Origin of the sequence: Pseudomonas sp. 2822-17 (assembly GCF_002742485.1) — a bacterium.
Taxonomy (GTDB): Bacteria; Pseudomonadota; Gammaproteobacteria; order Pseudomonadales; family Pseudomonadaceae; genus Aquipseudomonas; species Aquipseudomonas cyclaminis.
The window spans coordinates 1-497 of the sequence record NZ_LJRZ01000239.1 but is presented as its reverse complement, the minus strand read 5'-3'; the positions used below and the strand labels follow the sequence as shown (position 1 = coordinate 497).

Annotated in this window: 1 protein-coding gene; it reads right to left on the bottom strand. The window is 31.8% G+C overall.

Annotation, left to right across the window (positions count from 1 at the left end; all coding sequences use genetic code 11):
- A partial coding sequence (locus AOA60_RS01745; protein WP_143522356.1) for a LacI family DNA-binding transcriptional regulator occupies nt 1-431 on the bottom strand: 431 nt, incomplete at its 3' end.
- Nucleotides 432-497 lie beyond the last annotated feature (66 nt).

The following is a 497-nucleotide window of genomic DNA, read 5'->3' as shown; positions in this document are numbered from 1 at the left end:
CTACATTGAATGATAGAATAACTCTCCGAAAGCTCTACTAGTTTTTGAGCATCTACAGCTGGACTCATAGAAATGATTTCATCAACAAATTTCTTTTTCACAATATCAAAATAAAAGTTTTCCCTTTGTGGATTGGTGTCAGTATCACAAAGTAATATATTATAATCATTACTAATGGCTATGTTCTCAATCCCGCTGATAATCTCTGAGTAGTATGGATTAGAAAAGTTAGGAATTAATACTAAAAGGAGTCTACTCTTTGAATTTCTTAAATTTCTCCCTAGCATACTAGGTTCATAGTTTAACTGTTTTATAGCATTCTCTACCTTTAAACGTGTTTTTAAAGTTACATTTTCATAGCCATTCAGAACCCGTGAAACTGTGGCTACGGAAACACGTGCTTTTTTTGCTACTTCTTGTATTGTGGCCATCTAAAGTCCTTCTTTCTCATTCATAGATGTAAATAAGAATGTAATCGATTACATAAGATTTTATAA